1 protein-coding gene is annotated in these 378 nt (G+C 41.3%); it reads right to left on the bottom strand.

Features of this window, described 5'->3' with window-relative positions; translation table 11 throughout:
* Nucleotides 1–378: hypothetical protein (locus C1E99_RS14770; RefSeq protein ID WP_202863394.1), on the bottom strand; the 378-nt coding region annotated here is incomplete at both ends.

Genomic DNA, 378 nt, shown 5'->3' with positions numbered 1-378 from the left:
GTTGCCGCTGCAACTGTTTTCAACGCTTCATTTGTACTATCTGCCGCAACCAAACGATTAGCCTCATTTGCTAAAAGCTCTGCTTCCGAAGATACTTGTTCAAGAACCGTTTTAGCCTCTTCTACTGTTGTAGGTGCTGTAGTTGAAGAAGATACGTTTTCAGTTGTTGATGTAGGTGTTACGACTGCAGAAGATACGCTTGCAGCTGTTGATGAAGTTGTCTCAACTTTTTTAACTACTTTAACTGTTACAACATTTTGACCATTTTCTACAACTTCTTGAGTCACATTTGCGGATTGACCGGTAGCCAACTCATAACCTGCTGGTAGCTCAACATAAACTGGAATAGTTGTCTTAGCCACTTCTTCAGAGATCGGA

It is taken from the genome of Streptococcus suis, from assembly GCF_002964045.1.
Taxonomy (GTDB): domain Bacteria; phylum Bacillota; class Bacilli; order Lactobacillales; family Streptococcaceae; genus Streptococcus; species Streptococcus suis_U.
The sequence above is the reverse complement of the archived record's forward strand: the minus strand, read 5'-3'. Positions and strand labels throughout refer to the sequence as shown.